This window comes from Bradyrhizobium zhanjiangense (assembly GCF_004114935.1).
GTDB lineage: Bacteria > Pseudomonadota > Alphaproteobacteria > Rhizobiales > Xanthobacteraceae > Bradyrhizobium > Bradyrhizobium zhanjiangense.
In genome coordinates, this window is the sequence record NZ_CP022221.1 from 5,840,564 (window position 1) to 5,855,717 (window position 15,154).

A 15,154-nucleotide genomic window follows, 5' to 3' on the forward strand; every position below is an offset into this window, starting at 1 on the left:
GTTCACTCCGCTGCGCGCGAATGCACGCTGCCGTGGCTGCGATCGAGATCGCGCGAGAGCAGCCGCCCCGCGGCGCCAGAGGCGCGGCTGACGAGCTCGAGATAGCCTTTCGTCACGCGTGCGAAATGGTTGTAGATGATGACGGCGGGGATGGCGGCGACGAGACCGATTGCGGTGGCGAGCAGCGCCTCGGCGATGCCGGGCGCGACCACGGCGAGGTTCGTGGTCTGCGACTTCGAGATGCCGATGAAGCTGTTCATGATGCCCCAGACCGTGCCGAACAGGCCGACGAAGGGCGACGTGGAGCCGATGGTCGCGAGCACGCCCATGCCGATGCGGATGCGGCGCTGTTCCGCGCGCACGATCTCGGCAAAGCTCGAGGCCGCGCGCTCCTTGATGCCGGCATCGCTGGACAGGCCGGCCGACATCCGCGCCTCACGCAGCGCCGCCACGAGGAAGGACGGCAGGATCCCTTCCTTGGCTCCGAGCGCCATCTGGGCTTCCGCGAGCGAACGTGCCTCTGCGATCTTCTTCAGCGCCGAACGCAGCTTGGTGGAGGCGACCGACAGTTCGATCGACTTGGCGATGAAGACGGTCCAGGTCACCAGCGAGGCGAAGGCGAGCCCGATCATCACCGCCTTCACGATGACGTCCGCCGACATGAACATCACCCAGGGCGACAATTCCTTCATGGCCGGTGCGACAGCGGTCGCCACATCGGGCTTGGGGGTGGTCGGACCGGCGGCCGCGGGGGGCGCCGTCGGAGCAGCGGGCGCGGCTGCCGTCGGGGCCGAAGGCGCCAGGGCGCTAGGCGCGGTGGCCGCTGGCGCCGGACCGGCCGGGGCCGGTTGAGCCACCGATTGCGCCGGGGCCGGCGGGGTTTGTGTCTGGGCGGAAACAGGAGATGCGAGCCAGGCGGCCGCCAGCATGGCGGCGGCAAGGCTGGCTTGGAAGGTCATGCTCTTCATACTTCGGCCCAGTAGCGAATGAGGTTGTGATAGATACCCGTCAATTTGACCGTTTCGGGATCGTCACGCCCGAGCCGTTCCACCAGCGCCTGAATCGCGGTGTCGAGGTCAAAGATCATGCTTCGGGCTTGATCGTCCCGTATCATGCTCTGAAGCCAGAAGAAAGACGCAACCCGCGTTCCCCTCGTCACCGGCGTGACCAGATGGAGGCTGGTCGAGGGATAGAGCACGCAGTCGCCGGCTGGCAACTTGACTTCGTGCGAACCGTAGGCGTCCTCGATCACAAGTTCGCCACCATCGTACTCATCCGGCTCGGCGAGGAACAGCGTGACCGACAGATCTGTGCGGATGCGAAGGCCGGTCAGGCGGTCGCCGCGGATCGCATTGTCGACATGCAGGCCGAAATGGTGGCCGCTGCTCGCCGCATAGCGGTTGAAGAGCGGCGGGAAGATCTGGAGCGGGATCGCCGCCGCGATGAAGCGCGGGTTCGACGTCAGCGCCGAGATGATGCGGTTGCCGAGCTTGCGCGCGACCTCGCTGTCCGGCGGCAATTGCTCGTTGCGCTTGACCATCGCCGACTGCGCGCCGGCGGTGGAGCGGCCGTCCTCCCAGTCGCTGGCGTCCATGATGCGGCGGAAATCCGCCACATCATCCTTGCTGAGAACGTTTTCTATGCATGTCAGCATGAAACTCGTTGTTGCTCCATCAGTAGCGCGCGGAGAGCACCACATAGGCGGCACGGCCCGGTGCTTCCAGCACGAACGGTGCTGCGCTTTGGTACAGCGCGTCGTAGTAGCGCTTGTCGAAGATGTTGTTCACGAACAGCTTGAGCTTCCAGTGCTGATCGAGCTTCGCCTCCGCGAACGCGTCAAAGCGCCAGTAGCTCGGCAGCGACGTGCCCTGATTGGCCGCAAGCAAAGTGCCGCCATAGATCTTGGAGCGATACACAGCCTGCCCGCCCAGTTCCCAGGTGTCGTTGAGCTGATATTTCGATAGCAGGCTGAACGACTCGTGCGCGATATTGGCGAGCGGACGCCCGACATTGGTCGGATACAACGTCTTATTGGCTGACGGCGCCAGCGACTGCGTCACTTCCGATTGCATCAGCACGAGGCCGCCGAACACGCTCCATTTGTCAGTGATGTTGCCACCGATACCAAGGTCGATGCCACGGATGCGATAGGCGGCACCTGCAGTGATGCAGGATATATTGCCGGTCGTTCCGGTCGGATACACACAGCCCAAGGGGGCGGCAGCAGCCGCACTACTAACGTTCTGCGATTCGCGCGCGTTCTCCTTTGTCGTCTGAAACAGCGCCGCGGTCAGCAGCAGATGACGATCGAACAGCTCCCATTTGGTGCCGATTTCGATCGCCTTGTTTTTCTCAGGGCCAAATATCTGCGTGTTGCCGCCGGGCAGGGTCGGATTGAGGCCGCCGTACGCTGTGCTTGTACCGTCGAACTCGGCACCGACCGGATTCGCTGAAGTCGCGTACGCCACATAGACGCTGCCGTTCGGCAACGGCTTGAGCGTAAGGCCGAGATTGAAGTTGGGGATCAGGAATTCCGCCGACTGCTGACCGAACGCGCCGTTCGCGGCATAGCCGGTGGACTTGATGCTGTAATCGTCGTAGCGGAAACCGCCATTGAGGATCAGCAGGTCATGGTAGTTCGCGCTATCCATGACGTAACCGCTGACGGTGTCGATGCTGATCTTGGTGGGCAAGCCCGAGAGCGACGGGATTCCGAAGGGCAGATACGTGTTCTGAGGAAAGAATACGCTTGTGTTGGTCGGCGAGCCTGATGGGGTGGAGGGGATGCCGGTGGCCTCCGAGGTCAGCCCAAGATACCTGTCGATCGAAGACCGTTCACGATCGACCTCGACACCCGCCAGCGCGGTGTGCTTGAACCCGACCCAATCCTGGAACTTGTAGGTCGCCTCGGTCTGGTTGGCGAGCACGTCGGTGATCTGAAAACGGCTCTGCGGATTGGAGGTCAGCGTCGAAGCCGAGAGCGGATTCTTCAGCGACGGCGCTTCCGGCAGCGTCCCGATGTAATTCTGCGTCGAGCGCGAAGCGCGGAATTTGTTGCTGATCATCAGATCGGGCGTGATCTGCACTTCCGCATTGATCGTACCGATGTCCTGGCCCGTCCGGAAGAAGTCGCGATTGACGAACCCGTACCAGTTCCTTCGGCTCGCTCCAAAATCCGGGAACGGACCGCCAGCGGTGGACGCGGTGCTCGGTCGATAATACGGCACGCCGAAGTCCGGAAGACCGGTCAGTTCGGTGTGGATGTAGTTGCCGGTGACCTTGATCGTGTCGGTCGGCGTCCACGTCGTCGCGACGAAAGCACCGTTCCGGTTATCCGTGACGTAGTCGCGACCCGCGACATTGGCGTCCTGGAACAAGCCGCCGACGCGGACTGCGAGCGTTGGGTCGATCACCTGGTTGACGTCGAGCGTGACACGCTTGGTCTGGTCGGTGCCAAACGTGCTGTCCATGTTGTAGAAGCTGCCCCCGGTCGTCGCCTGCTTGGTCACGATGTTGATCGCGCCGCCGGCGACACCGCGGCCGGCGAAGGTCGAACCGGGACCGCGCAGAATCTCAACCTGTTCAGTGAAGAAGTTTTCACGCACGCTGACACCGGCGTCACGCACGCCGTCGATGAAGATGTCGTTGCGGGCGTCGAAGCCGCGGATGAAGAAGCGGTCGCCGAACGCGTTGCCGCCCTCTCCCGAGCCAAGCGTCACGCCGGCCGTGCTGAGGATCGCCTGCTTCAGCGACGTGGCGTTCTTGTCCTCGAGCACTTCCTTGCTGAGAACTGTGATCGACTTCGGCGTATCGACCAGCTTCTCCGGAAATTTGCCGCCGGCCTGCACGTGATCGACCTTGTAGGGCGCGGCCGGGTCGGCATAGGGATTGGCGTCGGCGGGACCGGAGGGCGTTGTCGGAGCCGTCTGTACCGCCTGCTGCCGCTGCGCTGCGCGGCGAAGCGCGTTGCGCGCGCGGACCTGATCAGGTGTCGGCTTCGATGCCGTCGGACGCGGACGCTCGACCGGAGCATCGACCGTCACCGGCGGCAGGTTCGACTGCTGCGCCTGCGCGCCGCTCGACACCGATGCCACCGCGATCAAGCTCGCGACCGCTGAAACCTTTTTGCCGGAAACGCCCGCGGACCTCTCATCCATCGGATCGAATGCTGCCACCGAACGCAACGACTTCGGTGCGACCACCTGCCCCATTACAACACGCCCCATCTTCATGTTCGCTCACTCACTTCGACGAGCGATTGGGCTGTTGGTATCGGCGGCAAAATAGTGGGTCAATGCGCGCAAGCCGCGAGAACGCTTGAATAAGTCCAGATCAAAACGATTCTAAACTGAAGCTTGAAACGATTCTAAAGATAGATTGGACTCGTTCTAAAACGTACGCGAAGAATGCCGCGAAATCGGCGGTGATGCTCACGGATTCAGTCGCTGCTCGGCGGCTTCATCAGCGAGAACAATTCGTCGACGGTCTTCTGCGCGACGGCGCGCACGCGATCGGTACTGTCCATACCGGCGATGTTGACGCCGTTGACGACGGCTTTGATCTCGTCGCGGAAGTCGGTGAGGAAGCGCAAGGGATCGCGCTGCTCGTTGGCGACGCGCGCGATCAGCCCCGTGATCAGAATCTGACACGCGATCAGCTTGCCGTTCAATTCGTCCATCCCTGCGCTCCCGTTGTGGCGGCGCCGATATGACCGATGCTGATTTTCCTGACAACCGAAACAGCCTGCGCGCGATTTAGAACCGTTCTCGTGACGCACCGGCGTGGTGGGTCGTCCGCGCGGCGCCCCTCATCGCCGCACACACGGACTGCGCGCATTGTACAGAGTTCGCGCGCGCATCATCCGGGCTCCGGAAAATGCAGCCTTGCACACCGCCGCGCCAGCCTGCTGCATGCGGTGCAAAGCTTTCCAATTGTTTAGGATTCTCGACCGATAGTGCTGTTTACACTGGAACTTGGCGTGTATTATACAAGCGCGCTGGAACCCTATGATTGCCCCATAATTCGTAGCTTGGGGGCACGAGCGCCGCCGAGCCGATATGAAAAAAACACGGCCGATCCTCTGGATTCTGATCATCGCGGCCGTGGCCTCCGCGGGTTACTATGGCTGGCAGAAATACGGCTCGCCCGGGGCCGGAAAAACCCAGACGACACAAAAAGCAGCGCCTCGCCAGCAGGCCGTTCCCGTCAGCGTTGCGCCGGTTCAGAAGACCGACTTCCCAGTGTATCTGACCGGTCTCGGCACGGTGCAGGGCTTCAACACCGTCCAAGTCCGCAGCCGAGTGGATGGTCAGATCGACAAGCTCGCCTTCCGCGAAGGCCAGATCGTCCAGCAGGGCGACCTTCTGGTCTCGATCGATCCCCGCCCCTATCAAGCCGCGCTCGATCAGGCCAAAGCCAAGAAGGCGCAGGACGAGGCGAACCTCGCCAACGCCAATCTCGAGCTGCAGCGCGCCATGAGGCTCGGCGAATTCGCGACCGCGCAGCGGGTCGATACCCAGCGTTCCACTGTCGCCCAGCTCACCGCCCAGATCGCGGCCGACGAAGCGGCAATCGCCAACGCCCAGACCCAACTCGACTACACGCAGATCAAGGCGCCGATCACGGGCGTCGCAGGGCTGCGCCAAGTCGACATCGGCAACATCGTCAACGCCTCGACGCAGACCGGCATCGTCACGATCTCGCAGGTCGAGCCGATCGCCGTGATCTTCACGGCACCGGAAGACCAGCTCCCCTACATCACCGAAGGCCAGCAGGCCGGCGCGCTCAAGGTGATCGCCTTCACCACCGACGGCAAGAAGACGCTGGCCAAAGGCAAGCTCGCGGTCATCAACAATCAGGTCGACACGACAAGCGGGACTATTCGGCTCAAGGCGGTGTTCGACAACAAGGACCACACGCTGTGGCCGGGCCAGTCGGTTTCAACGCGTCTTCTGGTGCGGACGCTGAAGGATGCAACCGTGGTTCCCGATGATGCGGTCCAGCATTCGACCAACGGCCTGTACGCTTATACCGTCAATCAGGACAACAAGGCCGAAGTGCACAAGATCAAGGTCAGCTATGGCATCGATGGACGTTCGGTCATCGATGAAGGCCTCACGCCCGGGCAGCAGGTCATCACCGGCGGTCAGTTCAAGGTGCAGCCTGGAAGCCTCGTCTCGACAGCGGTGGCGAGCTCGGATCCGGCCCAGAACAAGGTGCGACACGAATGATCGCGGGCGGGATTTCGGCACCCTTCATCCGTTATCCCATCGGCACCTCGCTGCTGATGGCCGGCATTCTCTTCGTCGGCCTCGTCGCCTACCCCCTGCTGCCGGTCGCACCGCTGCCGCAGGTTGACTTCCCGACCATCCAGATCACCGCCAACCTGCCGGGCGGCAGCCCCGAGACGATGGCCTCGTCGGTGGCGCAGCCGCTCGAGCGGCAATTCGCCCAGATCCCCGGCATCGCCCAGATGACATCGACGAGCTATCTGGGTACGGCGTCGATCACCATCCAGTTCGACCTCAATCGCAGCATCGACGGCGCAGCCAACGACGTTCAGGGTGCCATCAACGCCGCCAGCGGCCAGCTGCCGAAGAACCTGCCCTCGCCGCCGACCTACCGCAAGGTCAACCCGGCGGACGCCCCGATCCTGCTGCTGTCGGCGACCTCCGATACACTGCCGCTGACCAGCGTCAGCGACGCCGTCGACGCCCAGCTCGCCCAGCAGATCAGCCAGCTCTCCGGCGTCGCGCAGGTCTTCATCGGCGGCCAGCAGAAGCCGTCCATCCGCGTTCAGATCGACCCGGCGAAACTCGTCGCCAAGGGCCTGTCGATGGAGGACGTCCGCAGCCAGATCGCCATCACCACGGTCGACAGCCCCAAGGGCAATATCGACGGGCCCAAGCGCGCCTACACGATCTACGCCAACGACCAGCTCACCCACGCCAAGGACTGGAACGACGTCATCATCGCCTATCGCAATGGTGGCCCCTTGCGAATCCGCGATATCGGCCAGGCGGTCAGCGGCGCTGAAGACGCCAAGCAGGCGGCCTGGGCCAACGGCAAGCGCGGCGTGTTCCTGGTGATCTTCAAGCAGCCCGGTGCCAACGTCATCGAGACTGTCGACCGGATCAAGGCCACCCTGCCCCGGCTGGTGGCCGCCATTCCGCCCGCAATCAAGATCGAGCTGATCAGCGACCGCACCACGACAATCCGTGCCGCGGTCGAGGACGTCCAGTTCACGCTGCTGCTGACCATCGCGCTCGTGGTCATGGTCATCTTCATCTTCCTGCGCAGCTTCTGGGCGACGGTCATCCCCACGGTCACGGTGCCATTGGCGCTATTGGGCGCTTGCGCCTTGATGTGGGTGGCCGGCTATTCGCTCGACAATTTGTCGCTGATGGCGCTCACCATTGCGGTCGGCTTCGTGGTCGACGATGCCATCGTGATGCTCGAGAACATCACCCGCTACATCGAGGAAGGGGAATCCCCGCTCGCGGCTGCCTTCAAGGGCTCCAAGGAAATCGGTTTCACCATCGTCTCGATCAGCATCTCGCTGGTGGCGGTGCTGATCCCCCTGCTCTTGATGGGGGGCATCATCGGACGCCTGTTCCGCGAATTCGCCGTGGTGCTGGCGATGACGATCTTCGTCTCGATGTTCGTGTCGCTGACGCTGACGCCGATGATGGCCTCGCGCTTCCTGCGCGCGCATGGCGAAGTGACCCACGGCAAGTTCTACCAATGGAGCGAGCGCGCCTTCGACGGGATGCTGCGCGGCTACGAATATGTGCTCGACCACGCCCTGGCCTGGCGCCGCACCACGCTCGCGATCTTCTTCGCCACGCTCGGACTGTCGATCTACCTGTTCGTCCTGATCCCGAAGGGCTTCTTCCCGCAACAGGACGTCGGCCTGATCACGGCCACGTCCGAAGCCTCGCAGGACATTTCGTTCAAGGAAATGGTCAGACGCCAGGAGCAGCTCGGCAAGATCATCCTGGCCGATCCCGATGTTGCCAGCGTTGCCATGGCGATCGGCGGCAGCGGACGCGCCGGCAATAACGGCGCCCTATACATCACGCTCAAGCCTCGCGACATGCGCGAGGCCTCGGCTCAGCAGATCATCGCGCGCCTGCGTCCGCAGTTCGACAAGGTCGAGGGCGCTCGCCTCTACATGCAGGCGGCCCAGGACGTCCGGCTCGGCGGCCGGCCGACCCGTACGCAGTTCGAGTTCACCCTGCAGGACGCCGATCTCGCCGAGCTCAATGACTGGGCGCCAAAGATCCTCGCCAAAATGCAGACGCTGCCGGAGCTGCGCGACGTCGCGACCGACCAGCAGACGCAGGGCACCACGGTGCAGCTCAAGATCAACCGCGACACCGCCTCGCGCTACGGCATCCAGCCGCAGATGATCGATGACACGCTGTATGACGCTTTCGGCCAACGGCAGGTCACGCAGTATTTTACCCAGCTCAACACCTACAAGGTGATCCTCGAGATCCTGCCGGAGATGCAGGGCGATCTCGATAGCCTGAACAAGCTCTACCTGAAGTCGCCGCTGACCGGCGAACAGGTGCCGCTGTCGACCTTCGCGACCTGGACCACCGATCCGGTCCGCCCGCTCTCGATCAGCCATCAGGGTCAGTTCCCGGCGATCACGATCAGCTTCAACCTCGCGCAAGGCGTCGCGCTCGGCCAGGCCACTGAGGCCGTGCAGCGGGCGATGGTGGAGCTCGGCGCGCCACCGACGCTGAATTCGAGCTTCCAGGGCACCGCGCAGGCGTTCCAGCAATCGCTCGGCACCGTGCCGCTGTTGATCCTCGCTGCGCTCGTCGTGGTCTACCTGATCCTCGGCATCCTCTACGAGAGCTACATCCATCCGATCACGATCCTGTCGACCCTGCCGTCGGCCGGCGTCGGCGCGCTCGCGATCCTGATGGCGGCCGGCTTCGACTTCAGCCTGATCGCGCTGATCGGCATCATCCTCCTGATCGGCATCGTGAAGAAGAACGGCATCATGATGGTCGACTTCGCGATCGTCGCCGAGCGCGACGAACACAAGACACCGGCGGAATCGATCCGCCAGGCCGCGCTGCTGCGCTTCCGCCCGATCATGATGACGACGATGGCCGCGCTGCTGGGCGGCGTGCCGCTGATGCTCGGCCACGGCACCGGCGCAGAGATCCGCCAACCGCTCGGCTACGCCATGGTCGGCGGCCTGATCGTCAGCCAGGCGCTGACGCTGTTCACCACGCCAGTGGTTTATCTCTATCTCGACGAGCTCAACAACTGGTTCTCGGGTTGGGGCCGTTCGGGTGACGGCGAAGGGGACGAGGCGGCCGAGCGCCGCAGCGTCAAGCAAGCCGCCGAGTAAGCTTGCGCCGCACCTTCCGCGACGCTACAGCGAGACCTCGATTCAAGCTAACGCGGTTTCGCCATGCTCATGCAATCCAGACTTGTCGCCCTCGCCACCACTGTCCTGTTGTCGACCAGCGCCGCACACGCCCAGCAAGGCGCCAAGAAGAACGCCGCTTCTCCTGCCCCGGCCACGCAGCCCGCGCCTGCCCCGACGCAAGCACAGGCGGACGGCGCTCCGGGGCAGCCCGGCTGGATCGTGCGCTGCACCAGCGCGAGCCGCGAGGCGCCGCTCGAATGCGCGATGGAGCAGAACGCGGTGCTCACCAAGACCGGCCAGACCGTCATCCTGATCAACATCCGCATCGCGCCCGACACCCGCACGCCGATTGCGCTGCTGCAATTGCCGCTCGGCCTCAACCTTCCCGTCGGCGCCAAGCTCCAGGTCGACGAGGGCAAGGCGTTCGATCTCCAGATCCAGACCTGCGAGAACCGCGGCTGCTACGCCTCGACGCCGGTCGCGCCGGACCTGCTGGCCGCCTTGAGGTCGGGCAAGCAGTTGAAGGTCTCCTTCCAGAACATGGCCAAGGAGACGATCGCGATCCCGATGCCACTCAACGATTTCGCCGCGGCCTACGACAAGATCAAGTAACGGACACCGTCAGGTCGCGATGTCGCCTGCCCGAAGCAGCGTCGTGAAGCCGCCATAGATCATGCGCTTGCCATCGAACGGCATGCCGTCCATTTTCAGCCGCGGGTCCGCCATCACCTTCTTGTTGACGGCATCGCGGGTCTCCCGGTCGCGGTAGACGATCCAGGAGAAAACCACGATCTCGTCCTCCTTCGCCATGACCGCGCGCGGAAACGAGGTGAGCTCGCCATAGGGGACGTCGTCGCCGATGCATTCGACATAGTCGAGCGCGCCGTGCTCCAGCCAGAGTGCGCAGGCAGTCGTTGCCAGCGTCTTGTAGGCCTCGATCTTGTCCTTCGGCACGGCCAGCACGAAACCATCGACATAGGACATCACGGATTCTCCTTGGGTTGTGTAACTCAAGGACGATGGAGTGCGCGGAGATCCGACCTGGAAACGCGATTTTTCAGATGAGGCAAACGGTCGCGAGCGGCGGTGCCGCCAACGAACCGCCCCTGCCGCGCAGATGCCGAGAGGTTACGACTAGAGAAAGAGCGCCGGAACTGGCTGGGGAACCTGGATTCGAACCAAGACAAACAGAGTCAGAGTCTGTTGTGCTACCGTTACACCATTCCCCACCGAAGTGCTTGATATCGCTAAGCTTTCTTCGGAAGTTTTGCAAGGCCGGCTGAAAGTTTTGCAAATCAGCGGCTCGCAGGCCGGTCATATAGCTGCGCCAGCGTTGGCGGTCTAGTCCTTCTGTGAACATCGGGGCTGTAAGTAGGAGCGCCTTAGTTGGCGGCCTTGTCCTGTTTAATTCCGCTCACGGATGCGACGAAAAGGCCTCAGCTCCAGGCAATGGGATGAGCTGAGGCCTCCAGAAAAATGGCCCCAGCTCGCGGGGATATTGGGGGGCATTGGAGCTGGGGCCAATCGGGGTCACCCTTTGGGAAGGGCATCGGGAAAACTTGGCAATCGCACCGGTTTTGCGAAAGGACAGCACGCAAGACTGATCATTGAACTGGCTGCGGGGGGCGCTCGTTCCTAAAAATCGAGAGCGCCACCCCCTCATCGACCCTCTATGGTTATCTGCTCGAACGCGACGGCTTCAACCAGGAGGCAACCGTCCACTGTGTGGGTTCTACACGGCAAGGCGTATGCTTAAAGCACGCTGGTTAGAAAAGGTGGGGAGTCGATACGCGCTGACTCCGGAGGCTCTGCGGCAATTGCGCTGATCAGCTCATAAGATCGGCGCGAGCTTGGAGCGATCGCGATGCGCCGTCTCATCTTGAGAGGAACGTCGAGGTCATTGACTGCATTGAGTCAAGCGCGGCTCAAGCAGCCGCCTCCACCTTTAGGAGCGAACGGTGTCGAGATCACCGGTTTCGAGGGACGAGCTTGAGCGAATTGCGCTGCAGGAGATCCGGAGTTTTCCAGGCACAGAAAAGGTCGTCTCCATCGAAGTTGAATTCGGGCCAGATTACCGACCCGGTACCTCGGACTGGAAGCTGCATGTCATCGCACAGGAAGGCTGCGATCTTGCACGCGTTCAATACGCAGCAAAGACTACAAGCGACCGGCTCAAACGTCGCTATGAGATCCGTTTAAACTAATTTCTGATCAAGCCGATTATCACCGATTATCAAGAGGACGGCCCCGGAGCTGCTGCTTCTTGCCGATCAGCGTCGCAAGATTCGACATCTCACGATTCCCAATCCGGCATTGAAGGGCCGCTTCGAAAGCGGCCCTTCGTCGTTCACCAACTGCGGGTGCCGAAGCTGAAGCCGATGCTCGGGCCGCCGCCATAGTAGCCGTAGCCGCGATCGTAATATCCTGGACCGCCGTAATAGCCATAGCTGCGGCGGACCACATAGCCGTCGTCACCGCCGTAGTAGCGCTGGACGTAACGAGGGCCGCGGGTCCGGTAGCAGCGGCCGTACTCGTTGCAAACTAGGCGCACCTGCTGGATGTCCGAGACCTCGGTCGAACCGACGGCGGTCGGATTGAGCGGGGCGGCCGCCGCGGCGGATCCCAAAAGGGTGGCTGCGAGGAATCCCAGTCCGATAGCTTTCATAGTCGTTTCTCCTATTTGGCAAGTTCAGTCGATCTCTTCGATGATGCGACGCTCACGGGGGGCGCGATGTAGGTCCGCTCTCCCGATCGATCTACCGATACTCCCGCAACGTCGGCGCAGACCTCCTCGGGAAGGCCTCGATCTCCATGCCTTCGAGCACGCTTTCGCCCGTGCGGCTTTCGGTACGCACCGTGCAGCCTGTGGTCCACTGCTCCCGAGACAGGGCGCGCCTGGACATCGCCGTGGAGCGGCCCGAGTACGGCAATCTGCAGACCTCCAGAATGCAAGTAGCCTACAACACCCGACAGGATCGCGGGTTCCTTTATCGGGAAAGTTCGGCACCTCGCGCACACTCTGCCAAGAGAATTAATCCCCTCTCGCAGCAGTCCGCCTCAGCACGACCGGGAACATTCGGAACTTTTACTACTCTCCAGTTGCGTGACTATTCTTGATTGAATGGAGGAGCGCTTATGAAAAAACTGATCGTGTGCGGAGCCCTTGCCGCTTTCGCTCTTGGCAATCAGGCAGCTGGCTGCCGAATTTTACATTGCGCGTGATGCTACGACTAAGAAGTGCACAGTCGTAGATACTAAGCCGACGACGACCACCACGACAGTCGTTGGTGACGGCGTCTACAAAACCAAGACGGAAGCCGAGGCCGCCGTGAAGACCGTCAAGGTCTGCACCGAGCAGTAAGGATTTGATCGACTTGTGACGTCAACGGCCCGCTTGGCGGGCCGTTTTCTTCACGACTGAGTGGCGGAGAATGACGTCCATCGTCGAACTCCTCTTCCTGAGGACGACAAACCGGGAGCTTCCATCGGCAAGCAGCGAGCCTTTGGCGCTTAGTCCAGCTTGATGTTCGCCGCCTCGATCACCTTCTTCCAGCGCGCCGTCTCAGCGGTGATGTAGGCCGCGAACGGCTCGGAATCGACCGCGACCGCAGTGGCGCCGAGCTCGGCCAATTTCTGCACCGTGTCCGGCTGCTGCATGAAGGCGCGGATCTCGGCGGAGAGCTTTTCGACGATCGGTTTCGGCGTTCCGGCCGGGACGAAGAAGCCGTGCCAGGCCACGGCCTCGAAGCCCGGCAGGAATTCGGCGACGGCGGGAGCTTCGGGATCGAAGGCGGCCCGCTTCGGCGTCGCGGTCGCGAGCAGTGCGAGCTGGCCGGTCTTCACCTGCGGCAGCAACAGCGGCACGTTGTCGAAGGCGAGATCGATCTGGCCGCTCAACAGGTCCGTCAGCATCTGGCTGGAGCCCTTGTAGGGTACGTGCACCATCTTGGTGCCGGTCATCTGCTGAAACAGCTCGGCGGCCAGATGCTGCGAGGTGCCGACGCCGGCCGAGCCGAACGAGACCTTGTCCGGATTCGCCTTCAGATAAGCGATCAGCTCCGGCACGGTGCGTGCCTTGATCTTGTTGGGGTTCACGACAAGCACGTTTGGCACGACGCTGATCTGGGCAACCGGCGCAAGATCCTTGTCCGGCTGGTAGCTGAGCTTCGGACCAAAGAGCGACGGGTTGATCGCGAGCGCGGACGTGCTCGCAAGCCCGAGCGTGATGCCGTCAGGCGCCGACTTCGCCAGCCGCGTCACGCCGAGGATCGAGCCGGCGCCACCGACATTCTCGACCACGAACGGCTTACCGAACTTCGCTTGCAAATGGTTGGAGACCATGCGGGCGAAGATATCGGCGGTACCGCCGGCGGCGAACGGAACGATCACCGTCACCTGCTTGGATGGATAACCGTCCTGGGCCTTTGCCGGCGAGGTCGCCAGCAGCATGAGTGAGGCAAGAACAAGCCACATCGATCTCATCGAAGTTTCCTCTGTTTTCAGTGTTGTTGATTGGTGCCGCGAACGAGCGGCGGAGATGGCTAAAGCGCGATGCATCGCGCCTTAGCTTATTGTTTGAGCATGATCTTTTCGGAAAACCACTATCCGGATCATGCTTTAGAACGCGACCTCGTACATGTTCAGGATCGCATCCCGGCTAAGGTCGCGCGGATTGTTGTCGAGCAGGCGGCGAATGGCGTGCGCCTCGTCGGCCATGACGCCGAGGTCGTCCCTGGGCACGCCGAGAGCCGACAGCCGCATCTCGATACCGAGATCGGCGCAGAACTTGTAGGTTGCGTCGAACGCCAGCTTTGCATCGCCCTGCTTCGGCAATCCAAGTGCCTGGAGCACCGCGACGGTCTTCGCCTCCACGGCCGGCATGTTGAAGGCCAGCGTGTGCGGGAAGATCACCGCGCAGGCGAGCCCATGCGCCACATGGTGACGCGTGCCGAGCGGATACGCGACCGCATGGCCGGCGGTCGTATTCACCGGCCCGAGGCAATAGCCGCCATAGAGCGAGGCCAGCGCCAGGCCGGCACGCGCCTCGCGATCGCTACCATCGACCACCGCCCGCTTGAGATACTGCCCAACCAGCCGCGCGCCTTCGCGCGCATAGAGGTCGATCGTGGGATGCGCCTTGCGGCTGGTGTAGGCCTCGACGCAATGCGCCAGCGCATCGACGCCGGTCGCTGCGGTGACCTCTTTCGGCACCGTCATTGTCAGATCCGGATCGACGATGGCGATGTCAGCCAGCATGAAGCGGCTCTGCACCGCCTGCTTGTTCTGGCTCACGGGGTCGGTGACGAGCGCTCGGGTGCCGGCTTCGCTGCCGGTGCCCGAGGTGGTGGGAATCTGCATCAGCGCCACGCTGCGACCGGCCACCTTCTCCGGCCCAACGATGTCGGCGAAGGCCACGTCGTTCGTGCACATCACCGCCACCAGCTTGGCCAGATCCATCGCGCTGCCGCCGCCGAAGCCGACCACGAGATCGGGCTTGACGTCGCGCGCTATCGCGACCGCCTTCTCAAGATTAGGCAGGTCCGGCTCGGGCTTCACATCGCCGAACACCTTCACGGCACCCGGCAGCGCCAGCGTGTCGACGCGACGCGCGTTGAACGGGTCCGAAATCACCAGCGGCCGTTTGGCGCCGATCCGTTCGGCGAAGCGTGCCGCGGCGGCGATCGTACCGCAGCCAAACTCCAGGATAGAGGGGCGAAGAATTTCAATGGGCGTGAAGGCGTTGGTCATCGTGCGTTCGAT

General features: G+C 62.7%; 11 protein-coding genes, 1 tRNA gene and 1 pseudogene. 4 read left to right on the forward strand and 9 right to left on the reverse strand.

Annotated features, from left to right (window positions below; translation table 11 throughout):
• Window positions 1-2: 2 nt before the first annotated feature.
• The 4 genes from exbB to XH85_RS28105 all read right to left on the reverse strand — a co-directional run bounded on the left by exbB (window position 3) and on the right by XH85_RS28105 (window position 4,678).
• Window positions 3-968, reverse strand: a complete 966-nt coding sequence (gene exbB, locus XH85_RS28090; protein WP_128934405.1) for a tonB-system energizer ExbB — start codon at window positions 966-968, stop codon at window positions 3-5.
• Complete coding sequence (locus XH85_RS28095) at window positions 965-1,654, reverse strand: Fe2+-dependent dioxygenase (RefSeq protein ID WP_128934406.1); 690 nt, start codon at window positions 1,652-1,654, stop codon at window positions 965-967. The genes exbB and XH85_RS28095 overlap by 4 nt, the downstream gene beginning before the upstream one ends.
• Window positions 1,655-1,673: 19 nt before the next feature.
• The gene (locus XH85_RS28100) at window positions 1,674-4,211 is read right to left on the reverse strand and encodes a TonB-dependent receptor (protein ID WP_128937446.1); all 2,538 of its coding nucleotides are present in this window, start codon (window positions 4,209-4,211) and stop codon (window positions 1,674-1,676) included.
• A gap of 227 nt (window positions 4,212-4,438) precedes the next feature.
• The gene (locus XH85_RS28105; RefSeq protein ID WP_027571757.1) at window positions 4,439-4,678 is read right to left on the reverse strand and encodes a hypothetical protein; all 240 of its coding nucleotides are present in this window, start codon (window positions 4,676-4,678) and stop codon (window positions 4,439-4,441) included.
• Between the two features lie 379 nt (window positions 4,679-5,057).
• Here XH85_RS28105 and XH85_RS28110 point away from each other — a divergent pair, with 379 nt between their 5' ends.
• The 3 genes from XH85_RS28110 to XH85_RS28120 all read left to right on the forward strand — a co-directional run bounded on the left by XH85_RS28110 (window position 5,058) and on the right by XH85_RS28120 (window position 10,006).
• Window positions 5,058-6,230, forward strand: coding sequence for an efflux RND transporter periplasmic adaptor subunit (locus tag XH85_RS28110; RefSeq protein ID WP_128934407.1), 1,173 nt, complete (start codon window positions 5,058-5,060; stop codon window positions 6,228-6,230).
• The gene (locus XH85_RS28115) at window positions 6,227-9,373 is read left to right on the forward strand and encodes a multidrug efflux RND transporter permease subunit (protein WP_128934408.1); all 3,147 of its coding nucleotides are present in this window, start codon (window positions 6,227-6,229) and stop codon (window positions 9,371-9,373) included. The genes XH85_RS28110 and XH85_RS28115 overlap by 4 nt, the downstream gene beginning before the upstream one ends.
• A 63-nt stretch (window positions 9,374-9,436) precedes the next feature.
• Window positions 9,437-10,006, forward strand: a complete 570-nt coding sequence (locus XH85_RS28120; protein ID WP_164940852.1) for an invasion associated locus B family protein — start codon at window positions 9,437-9,439, stop codon at window positions 10,004-10,006.
• 9 nt (window positions 10,007-10,015) lie between these two features.
• Here XH85_RS28120 and XH85_RS28125 read toward each other — a convergent pair whose 3' ends face one another.
• The 3 genes from XH85_RS28125 to XH85_RS28145 form a co-directional block, all read right to left on the reverse strand.
• Window positions 10,016-10,378, reverse strand: coding sequence for a DUF1428 domain-containing protein (locus tag XH85_RS28125; protein ID WP_164939832.1), 363 nt, complete (start codon window positions 10,376-10,378; stop codon window positions 10,016-10,018).
• A gap of 171 nt (window positions 10,379-10,549) precedes the next feature.
• Window positions 10,550-10,623, reverse strand: a tRNA-Gln gene (locus XH85_RS28130).
• Window positions 10,624-11,741: 1,118 nt separating this feature from the next.
• On the reverse strand, window positions 11,742-12,059 hold the full coding sequence (locus XH85_RS28145) for a hypothetical protein (protein WP_128934411.1): 318 nt from the start codon (window positions 12,057-12,059) through the stop codon (window positions 11,742-11,744).
• Window positions 12,060-12,529: 470 nt separating this feature from the next.
• Between XH85_RS28145 and XH85_RS46885 the strand changes: the two are divergent.
• Window positions 12,530-12,755: pseudogene (locus XH85_RS46885) on the forward strand (hypothetical protein).
• Window positions 12,756-12,904: 149 nt separating this feature from the next.
• On the opposite strand, the gene XH85_RS28155 reads toward XH85_RS46885, so the two are convergent.
• Both XH85_RS28155 and XH85_RS28160 read right to left on the reverse strand, forming a co-directional pair.
• Window positions 12,905-13,876 carry a Bug family tripartite tricarboxylate transporter substrate binding protein gene (locus tag XH85_RS28155; protein ID WP_164939956.1) on the reverse strand — a complete coding sequence of 324 codons (972 nt, stop codon included), beginning with the start codon at window positions 13,874-13,876 and terminating at the stop codon, window positions 12,905-12,907.
• A 135-nt stretch (window positions 13,877-14,011) separates the two neighbouring features.
• On the reverse strand, window positions 14,012-15,142 hold the full coding sequence (locus tag XH85_RS28160; protein WP_245473224.1) for an iron-containing alcohol dehydrogenase: 1,131 nt from the start codon (window positions 15,140-15,142) through the stop codon (window positions 14,012-14,014).
• Window positions 15,143-15,154: the final 12 nt, after the last annotated feature.